Origin of the sequence: Nitrosomonas sp., from assembly GCF_040240425.1 — a bacterium.
Lineage (GTDB): Bacteria > Pseudomonadota > Gammaproteobacteria > Burkholderiales > Nitrosomonadaceae > Nitrosomonas.
This window is the reverse complement of sequence record NZ_QPHG01000029.1, coordinates 23,519-33,942: the sequence shown is the minus strand read 5'-3', so window position 1 is coordinate 33,942 and position 10,424 is coordinate 23,519. Positions and strand designations below refer to the sequence as shown.

Annotated in this window: 3 protein-coding genes; all 3 read right to left on the bottom strand. The window is 55.6% G+C overall.

Going from position 1 to position 10,424, the window contains the following annotated elements; translation table 11 throughout:
- Window positions 1–511 (bottom strand): condensation domain-containing protein (locus tag DU481_RS11420; protein WP_350134563.1); only part of this gene is annotated, 511 nt, incomplete at its 3' end.
- Window positions 511–5,094: a type I polyketide synthase gene (locus DU481_RS11415; protein WP_350134561.1), complete on the bottom strand. Its 4,584-nt coding sequence runs from the start codon at window positions 5,092–5,094 to the stop codon at window positions 511–513. The genes DU481_RS11415 and DU481_RS11420, both read right to left, overlap by 1 nt.
- Window positions 5,094–10,394, bottom strand: coding sequence for a non-ribosomal peptide synthetase (locus DU481_RS11410; protein ID WP_350134559.1), 5,301 nt, complete (start codon window positions 10,392–10,394; stop codon window positions 5,094–5,096). The genes DU481_RS11415 and DU481_RS11410 overlap by 1 nt, the downstream gene beginning before the upstream one ends.
- Between the last annotated feature and the right edge of the window lie 30 nt (window positions 10,395–10,424).

Here is a 10,424-nt window from a genome sequence, read left to right as displayed (position 1 = left end):
CCAAGCGGATCACCGCCACACGCAGCAGCGGCCCCTGCGTCAGATCGAATGGAGTAGTGATGATTTGCTTGGCTTCCTGCGTCGCGCGTTGCTGTCGCGAGTCGAGCGGCAGATCGCTCAGATCAATCGTTTGCAGCGCAAAATCCCCCGCCGCTTCGATCACCTGCTGCGCTTGTCCGTGTACATTGGCACGGCACACCGTGCGCAGCGATTCATGCCGCTGCACCAGTACCCGGAAGCTTGTCTGCAACGCCGCAACGTCCAATTCACCGCTCAAGCGTAACGCCGCACTCAAGTGATACGCCGTGCTCTGCGGTTCCAGTTGCCACAAAAACCAGTGCCGCTGCTGCGCGTACGATAACGGAATAGAATCCATTGTCGGCCGACGCAAAATCTGCACTTGCTGTTGCGCCGCTTGATTGCCGGTTTGAATTCTTTGCGCCAACCGTTGGCGCTGCTCGGGCGTTAATCGCGCGCGGCGCTGTTCCAGTTCATCCTGCTTATTCGTCATCAGGAACACTCGATCTCATCAAGCAATCTGGTTTCCACCAATACGACCAAACCGGCAATGGTAGGCGAGCGGAAAAAATCGGCCGGATGCAGATCGACAGCAAAATTGGCGCGCACTCTGGCCAGCAATTGAACGCCCAACAATGAATCACCACCGAGCTCGAACAAATTGTCATCGATACCCACGGTATCGATACCGAGCAAGCCCTGCCAGATCTCCGCGATTTTAATTTCCAGATCATTGGCGGGGGGATTAAAAGGCGTTTGCAGCGCCGGTCTTGGGAACCGGTTGTTCTTCGTTTTCGCGGGGATTGATAGATCCAACGGTTGCATCAATAGATCATGCGGCGATTGACGCAATCGTTCGGACAAATCGCTGGTCGACACGATGATCTGCGGAATATCTGAACCATTCACGATCAGTTCGAATAATTCCGCGCCTTCCCCGGGTGCAATCCCAATGCCTTCCGGCATGTCCATATCGGCAGCCATGCCGACTTCCCGCCAGCTATCCCAATTGATGGAAATAACCGGGTATCGGCCTTCCCGGTAAGCGACTTGCGCACTCGCATCTAGGTAGGCATTGGCTGCGCAGTAATCGATCTTGCTCAATCCTCCAGCAATTGTCGCCAAGGACGAACACAGCACCATGAAATCCAGTGCTTCACCCCGGAAAACCGTTTGCAGTGCTTGCATACCCTGTACTTTGGGGGCAAAGACACGGGCAATGGTTTCATCGGCTTTGGTAGTCATCAAACCGGAACTGACTTCCCCAGCGGCGTGGATGACGCCGTCAATCCTGCCAAAACAAGCACGTGCGGTTGCCACCGCTGCCTGTAGCTGTCCAGCATCGGCGACATCAGCTTGTAGCGCCAGAACCTTGGCGCCCATTGCCTCCAGCTGCTGAATTGCCGACAACTTTTGCCGCAGCGCCTCGTTCATCCCATCCGGCAAGACATCCTGCCAGGTTACCCTGTCGGGTAGACCGGTACGGCCCAGCAAGACGATTCTGGCGTGATAGTTTTGCGCCAGATGGCGTGCCAGCGTCAATCCGATTCCTCCCAACCCGCCGGTGATGAAATACACGCCTTCCTGCTTGAAACGTCTTCTTACCGTTACGGACTGATCGGCCGGTTGATAATTTTGAATCCAGCGATACGGACCGCGGTACGCCACCAAAGCATCGCCGCTATCCATTTGCGTCTCGGCAATCAACCGTTGACTCAATCGCATCGGCATATCACCCGCCGCATGTTGCGACTCGATGTCGATGATCCGGCAGCCGAGATTGGCATATTCCTGCGGGATCACTTTGCAAGGACCGAGTAGCAATGATTTCAGCGGATACAGTGTTTCGCTGCCGATCACATCCGCCAATCCGTTGGTAATCAGATTGATGGAGATTTTCTTGCCTGACGGTATAGCGGATTGTGCTACCTCCAGCGCTTTCACCAGATTCAGTACACTATAGAAATTTCTGCTAATGCCTTCTTTCAGCGATTGAACGCATTCTGCACCGCTCACACTCCACAAATGAAAAATTTGCCAACCCCGGATGCTCGCATCATCAAGCTTGTTCAGCAATTGCACGAAATCATCCGGTCTGTCCGGATTGATCGTATATTCAGTGTCGGCAGTTTGCTGGAATGCTTCTCCAGCGGTAACCACGACGGGATGAACACCCTGACGGATCAGAGTGGTCACGAGCGCGACCGAGATGGCATCTTCATTACCGAAAATCAAATAGCGATCATCCTGTTTCAGCGCGGGTACTTTTTCCGCACCAGCGGCCGTACGTTGCCATGACGGAACGTATAACCAATCCTGAATCGAGTGGACGTGCTTCGACCCGGATTGGGATTTCCGGTTACCCGCCGCAGCCGGGCGCAAGACTTGTTGATCCGCTTCGATCCAATACGATCGCCGTTCGAACGGATACGATGGTAAGGAAACGCGTCGGCAGCTCTCCTGCGCATGGAAATCCGCCCAGCCGATATTGACCCCGTGCAACCAGAGTTTTCCCAGCGTTCGGTAAAAATGCAATTGCGTCGATTGAATCTGGCTCGGGTGCGGTAGCGAAGACATAATCAATTGTTGCGACTGTACCAAGGGATGACGTTGCGCCAGCCGAGTCAGCGTTTCTCCCGGCCCTACTTCCAGTAATATCATGTCCGGCTGATTCAGCAATTGTTGCAAACTATCGTTGAAGCGCACCGTGGCACGCAAATGCCGCCCCCAATATTGTGCATCGGTGGCCTGTTGCGGTGTAATCCAGTCACCGCTGACATTGGAAAAGAAGCGAATGGCGGGCGGATTCAACTTCAGTTTAGCCATCCGCTCAACAAATACCGGCACCAGCGCATCCGTCATGGCGGAATGAAAAGCATGCGATACCTGCAACCGGCGGCAAAATACACCCCGCTCGTTCAGATTCTTCTCAATGGTATCGATCACCGCAACGCTACCGGACACAACACACAATTCCGGTCCGTTAATTGCTGCCAAATCGCAACCCTCGATCAGATGAGGCGCAAGATCGGATTCGGACAGTGAAACCGCCAGCATGGCACCGGACTCCATTTGCTGCAATAAAGCACCTCGCATTGCCACTAAACTCAATGCGTCCTCCAACGTGAACACGCCGGCCAAACAAGCAGCCACATATTCGCCGATGCTATGACCGATGATCGCCGCCGGTTGAATGCCCCATGCCATCCACAACCGCGCCAGCGCGTATTCGATTACGAATAGTGCCGGTTGCGTCACTTCGGTTTGCTCAAGCCGGATGGCTGCAACCGATCGTTCTTGGTCGTTCTGCGGCAACAGCAACGCATGCAAATCGTACTCCAGATACGGTTGCAATAATCGTAAGCAATGATCGATTTCAGCCCTGAAAACCGGTTCCTGCCGATACAAATCCTGCACCATATCGGCATGTTGCGCGCCCTGACCGGGAAACATAAACGTTATCGCATGATGCCGATCCGCCGATTCCTGCAAAAGAAAACGTACGTTGTACCGGTTGTGCAACAGCGATACGGCATCGTCATGATCGCGGCACAATACGATAGCCCGATGGGCAAAATGCTTCCTACCGAGCTGCAGAGTGTAAGCAACATCCGCCAGCGCCAGTTGCGGATGCGCCGCCAGATGGTGCTGCAGATTCGTCACGGTTTGTTCCAGCGCAACGGAATTGCGCGCGGAGATCGTTAGCAATTGCCAATCACGCGATGACACGGATGGTTTTACCGCTGGTGCCTCTTCCACGATTACGTGTACATTGGTGCCGCCGATACCGAACGAGCTGACTCCCGCGCAGCGCGGCAGCGGGCCGCTTGGCCAGTCTTTGCAGCGAGTGTTGACGTAAAACGGACTGTTATCGAAATCGATCTGCGGATTGGCTTGTTCAAAGTGCAAACTGGGTGGCACAGTCCGGTGCTTTAACGACAGCACGGTTTTAATCAGACCCGCCACACCGGCCGCAGCATCGAGATGTCCGACATTGGTTTTGACCGACCCGATGGCACAGAAACCACGGCGGTCTGTAGTTTCACGGAAAGCTTGCGTCAATGCGGCGATTTCAATCGGGTCACCGATCGTCGTACCAGTGCCGTGCGTCTCAATATAGCTGACGGTATCCGCCGAAACACCTGCGATCGCCTGCGCCGCCAGAATCACTTCCGCCTGTCCTTCAACACTGGGCGCGGTATAACCGGCCTTGGCCGAACCGTCGTTATTGACCGCCGATCCTTTGATCACAGCATGAATGGTGTCGCCATCCACCAGTGCATCGGCCAGCCGCTTCAACACCACGATGCCGGCGCCGCTGCCGATCACGGTACCGGCCGCCTGGGCATCGAACGCCCGGCAATGCCCGTCGGGTGACAAAATCGCGCCGGGTTGATAGTAATACCCTTTGTCGTGCAGCAAATTAACCCACGAACCGCCAGCGAGCGCCACATCCGTTTCGTAATTCAGCAGACCGCGGCAAGCCACATGCACCGCCGCCAGTGAGGTTGAGCAGGCTGTCTGCACCGTGATGCCCGGGCCACGCAAGTTGAGCTTGTAGGCGACCGTGGTAGTCATGGAATCCTTGTTGTTGCCGTTCATCAACCCCTGCAGCGCGGAAATATCTTGCTTGTCCGCCATACGGTCGCTGGTTAGCAGATTGAGCATCAGATAGGTATTAACGCCACACCCAGCGTATACGCCGATCTGCTGGGCATAGCGGCTCGCGTCGTAGCCCGCATCTTCCAGCGCCTGCCAGGCCACCTCGAGAAAAAGCCGGTGCTGCGGATCGGTTTCCGCCGCCTCGCGCGGGGTATAGCCAAAAAAAGCGGCATCGAAACCATCGGCATTGCTTATCTCCGCGCTGGCTTTGACGTAATGCGGATCAGCCAACGTTTCCGCGGACACGCCGCGCGCAAGCAATTCTTCGTCCGTAAAAAACCGGATCGACTCGACGCCATCGCGCACATTGCGCCAGAACGATTCGACATCGTCCGCTCCCGGAAACCGGCACGCCATGCCGATCACGGCAATATCGATGGACGCGGTGTCGGCTAACTGTTTGGAATTATCCATTAATTCATTTTCTCCACTTTCTGTTTTCTTGCTAGGAAAGCACCGCGTTGCCGCTGCGCCCGTTGTAAATGGCGTGGCAAGGAAGAAACCGGCTGTATTTCACCTTGCCCGAGAAATTTGGCCAGACTGGCTACCGTGGTGTATTTGAACAAGTCGACAATGGCCACTGGCGCGTGCAGTTCGGCTTCCAGCCGTTGCTTCACCTTGATCAGCAACAACGAATGACCGCCCAAATCAAAAAAATTATGGTGCAGACCCACTTGCGGAATTTGCAACAGCGCCGCCCAGATTCCAGCAATCTTCGCTTCCAGATCGTTAACCGGCGGATCGTAATCGGGTACTTCCCTAATACCGGGCGCGGGCAGCGCCTGCCGGTCGATCTTACCGTTCGGTGTGAGCGGCAATGTATCGAGAAAAACGATCAACCCCGGCACCATGTAGTCCGGCAGTACCGCCGATAACGCCGTTTTCAGCGCCGATGCATTTCTGTGTCCGGCATCCGGCATACCGACATAGGCAATCAACCGCAAACCGTGCGCGCCATCCTGCGCGATCACGGCAGCTTCGCGCACATGATCCAGAGTCAGCAACTGCGCTTCAATCTCGCCCAATTCGACGCGGAAACCGCGCAATTTGATTTGCTGGTCGGCGCGTCCCCAGTATTCCAGTTGACCGTCGCTGCGCCAGCGCACCAAATCGCCGGTGCGGTACAAGCGCCCTCCCGCCGGATCGAACGGATCGGCGACAAAGCGCTCGGCGGTCAGATCCGGCCAGTCGAGATAACCGCGCGCCAGGCCGCCCCCTCCGATATAGAGTTCTCCGATGGCACCCGAGGGCGCGAGATTCAATTCCGCATCCAGTACATAGGCACAGCGCTTGCCTACCGGCTGGCCGATCGGCATGAATTCGCCATCCAATTGCGGCGGCAAATCCTGCCCGGCATCGCAGAACCAGGCAGTCGGCGTGATGACCGTTTCCGTCGGTCCGTAGGCATTGATCAGCCGTGCTTGCCGGAAGCGCGCGCGCGTTGCAGCCACATCGGCGGTATGCCAGGCTTCGCCACCGACAATACAAACCCGTACCGGGTGATCAGTACCTTCCAGCAACGGCAGCAGCATGCGTAAATACGCCGGCGGCAAGTGCAAGCGGGTGATGTTCTGCGTCGCAATGAGTTCGGCGAATCCCTCGCCGGCCAGTTGTTCGGGGGAAGACAGCACCAGAGCGGCGCCCGCCATCAACGGTGTCATCCATTGCTCCGCCGCAGCGTCGAAGTTGATGGAGAAAAACATCAATTCCCGGTCATCGGCACGCACGTCATAAACCGGCTCGATTGCAGCCAAATGCATGGCCAGCGTGCCATGCGCCACAGCCACCCCCTTCGGCCGACCGGTCGATCCCGAGGTATAAATGACGTACGCCAGATTTTCCGGATGAAGTACGACAGCGGGATCGTTCTTGTTGCCTGGCCCGGTAATCGCATGATCGAGCTCGATCACGGTCAGGCCTTCCGGTAGCGGCAACTTTCCGAGAAATTGCGATTGGGTCAGCAGCAAGCGAATACCACTATCCTTTATCATGTAGTCCAGCCGCTCCTGCGGATATTCGGGATCAAGCGGTACATAGCAGCCACCCGCTTTCAATATGGCCAGCAATCCGACCGGCAAGGCGATTGCATCGCGCGCCACGGCAATTCCTACACGCATCTCCGGTTGCACGCCCTGATCGATCAAGCGATGAGCCAACCGGTTAGCATGATTATTCAGTTCGGCATAACTGAATTGTAGCGACCGGGTAACGATGGCAATCGCATCCGGATGTTTCTCGGCCTGCGCCTCGAAACGTTGCTGAACCAATGAGTAGTGCGTGAAATTTGTATCCGGTTTTCCCCGTGTGTGCAGTAACCGGACTTCGGCTTCATCCAGTAATGAAATCTCGCCAATGGCTATTTCAGGATTTATGGCGATTGCCTGCACAATGCGCACATACTGACGCGCCATCCGCTCCACCGTAGCCTGATTGAACAAATCGGCGGCATAAATGAAGTGACCGCTGAGATGTCCATCGGGTGATTCGACTGTTTCCAGCCGTAGTTCCAGTTGTCCGTCGGATTCAGGCAACGCATACTCGCTTGCCTGCAATCCCGTGCATTGCTGCAACAAGCGGTAGTCCAGTTGCAAATGATTCAACGTGACTTGAAACAAAGGACTGTGCCGCAAATCCCGTTGCGGGTGGAGCGCTTCCACCAGTTGTTCGAACGGCAAGTCCTGATGGACCTGAGCGTTGATTGCATCTTCCCGCACTTGCTGCAGTAATTCATTGAGCGTCATGCGTCCATGCAAGCGCCCGCGCATGACCTGGGTATTGACGAAAAATCCGATCAGCGGAGCCGTCTCGATCCGGTTACGATTGGCAACCGGGACGCCAATCCGAATATCCGGTTGCCCCGTGTGACGATGCAGCAGCACTTGCAAAGCAGCGAGCAACGCCATGAACACGGTAATTTCCTGTGCCGCCGCCAACCGCCGTAACGATTGCACGGTATCATCCGGAAAATCGAACCGGTAGCGCGCAGCGCGATAATGTGTCACTGGTTTTCTGGCATGATCGACCGGCAGGCGCAGCACTTCGTGTTCCGCGCCCAGGTAGCTTTTCCAGTAAACCAACTGGCGGTCTTTTTCGCCCGCCTCCAGCCAACGCAACTGCCATTGCGCGTAATCCGCGTACTGCACCGGCAATGCCGGCAGATTGGCCAGCCGTTGCTGCACCTGTGCCTGATAATCGACGGCCAGTTCATCCAGCAGAATTTGCAGCGAGGCAGCGTCGGAAACGATGTGGTGCATCACGATCACCAGAATCTGCTCGTGACTGCTCAACCGAATCACCGCGACCCGCAGCAAGGGATCGCGGGTCAAGTCAAACGGCTGCGACAGCAAGCGCGTGACTTCCATCTGAATACGCCGGTCGTGTTGCGATTGCGGTATCGTTATCAAATCGATCACCGGTAACGGCAATTGCAGTGACGGCGCAATCATCTGTTCCACGATACCGGTAGCGCCAATGGCATAATTCGTACGTAGCGCTTCATGCCGCCCGATTAACTCACTCAAGCTGACATGGAGCGCATGCAAATTCAGCTCACCCATCAGGCGAACCGCGTGCTGTACATGGAAAGCGGTGCTGTTTGGGTCGAGCTGCCATAAGAACCATAACCGCTGCTGACCGTAAGACAAAGGTAATGCATCGGTACGTTCACATTTCATGATTTTGTGCTCAGCACCGGTTTGTCCGCTTTGCACTCCCTGATTTGCGATCAATTGGCGGATAACTGCCGCACATTCCTGCAACCGCGGGTTTTGAAACAAGTGGCGCGAGGTAAAAGGAATTTGCCAGCGATCACAAATCCGGGCCACCGCCTGAATCGCTTTGAGTGAATTACCGCCGGCAGCAAAAAAGTGATCGTCGCGTCCTAATCCGGTGCGATCCAGCAACGTTTCCCAGATCGCTGCAACATCACGTTCGGTATCGTCCTGTAACGATTGCTCTGCCCGGTTGCTGCCACCGCGCACAAAATAGCCATATTCATAGATCGCGTAGGCATCCAACGAACGATCGATCCACCCTCGCCGGCACGCGGCGCGTTGTAGCTTTCCGCTCGACGTTTTGGGCAATGCGCCGGGATTCAGCAGCACGGCAACCGACAGGGATTCATGACAACTGGCGCTGACAGCTTCTGCCAGCACTTGCACCAAGGTTTCCGCACTGACCAGTTTTTGCATATTGCGCGATATTTCGGCGGCGATGCCGATGCCTTCGCCTTCTTCGCTTTCCACGGAAAACACCGCAACCCGGCCTTTGCGCACCGCCTCGACTTCATCTTCGATCATCAGCTCAATATCCTGCGGATAAATATTCTGTCCGCGAATGATGATCAAATCCTTGAGCCTTCCCATGATATAAAGCTGCCGCGCATGCACGAAGCCCAGATCGCCGGTGCGCAGCCAACGCAATCCGTCATACTGTACAAATGCTGCCGCGGTTTCTTGCGGACGCTGCCAGTAGCCTTGCGCCAGACTGTCACCCCTGGCCCAGATCTCGCCAACATGATCGTCCGTCAATGCAGCACCAGTCTCCGAATCGACGACTCGGACGGCATGGCTGGATGCCGGAAAACCGCAAGCAACGACCGGAACGCCTTGTTCAGCCCGCTCCGCCTTGCCTTGCGCCAGCAATTCGGGTGAAAATTCCTGCGCTTTCATACCTTCACCGCGCACCCCGCCGGTCACGAACAGCGTGGCTTCCGCCAGGCCATAGCAAGGATAAATCGTTCCTGTAGAAACCCCCGCCGGCTCGAAACGCTCAACAAATGCACGCATGGTGTTCTGCCGTACCGGTTCGGCGCCGCAGAAGGCAACCCGCCAGCAGGATAAATCCAATGTTTGTAACTGCGAATTTCTGACTCGATCGGCGCATAACTGAAAGGCAAAATTCGGTGCGCCGCTGACGGTGGCGCGATAGCGTGAAATGACTTCCAGCCAGCGCACCGGGCGTTCGATAAAAAACTTCGGCGTCATCAGAATTACCGGCACGCCGCGGTGTAACGGCTGCAACAATCCGCCGATCAATCCCATGTCGTGATACAGCGGCAACCAACTGACAAAAATATCGTCGGCGGCAATCGACATGCCTTCTTCAAACGCTCGGGAATTAACCATCAGGTTATGATGACTGACCATGACACCTTTTGGAACGGCGGTTGAACCTGAGGTGTACTGTAAAAAAGCGATATCTTCCGCTTGAGGCTCAAATGCCTGCCAATTCCGTGAACAATCGCTGTCGACGGTATCGACGGTCACTACCGGAATATCGCTGAGTTGCAGCGCGCCGGCGTCATGCAACAAGGAAACGCCGTCACCGGTGGTCACGATGCACTGTGCCCGGGCATCCGCAGCGATTGCCAGCAATCTGGCCATATGCTGTTCCTTTACCGTTTCCGGCGGAAATACCGGCACTGCGATTGCTCCGGCATATAGGCATGCAAGGAAACCGATCACATAATGCTCGTCGTTTTCCATCAGCAACAGCACACGCCCACCCGGCAACACATGGCTCTGCAATTCTGCCGCCAAAGCTTTGACACGTTGATCAAGCTGCCGATAACTGAAGCGCTTTTCCTGCCAGCAGCCATTCACTTCGGATACGGTGATCAGCGCCGTATCCTCGGGTCTTGCTAAAGCTAATTCTTGCAGGTGTGTTACCAGATTCACCGGGAAATCACGATTCGGAATCAATCTTGTGTTCATAACAATTTTTCTGGAGTTGCCTTATTGATA